Annotated in this window: 1 protein-coding gene; it reads left to right on the top strand. The window is 33.8% G+C overall.

The features are described from left to right. Window positions 1-408 (top strand): hypothetical protein (locus tag AB4Z50_RS36020; RefSeq protein ID WP_441887289.1); only part of this gene is annotated, 408 nt, incomplete at its 5' end. Between the last annotated feature and the right edge of the window lie 72 nt (window positions 409-480).

Raw genomic sequence — 480 nt, forward strand, 5'->3', positions numbered from 1 at the left:
GATCTGGCCATAGCTAAGGTGGAAGATCTGCCAGAGGATTCAAATTATGTTAAATTCAATAATCAGTTTCATCAGGTCATTGACAAGGATGTTAAAACTGACTTTGCCAACATCACAATGTTATCTAAGGGTAACAAGATCAAAACTGCCTTTATTATTGATTACAATGTCGGATTCCCTGTTCACTACGACAATGGACCATTTTTTAAAAAAAACCTCATATGCATCGGAACCACCAATAAAAGAGAAACAACAATGCCAATATCTGATGATGGTGATTCTGGAAGCTGTATTTACCATACCAAAACAAATAAATTGATTGGGATGTTGCTTGGCAAAAATGAAAAATTTTCTCTGGTATTACCAATTGAAGAAGCCCTGAAAACGTTCAATCTTAAAACCATATAAATATGAGATACATTTTATTCTCGCTTTTTATCCTGTTAACTACCACATTTGTTCAAGCTCAAACTTTTACTA

The organism is Paenibacillus sp. 2TAB26, from assembly GCF_052115145.1.
Lineage (GTDB): Bacteria > Bacillota > Bacilli > Paenibacillales > Paenibacillaceae > Pristimantibacillus.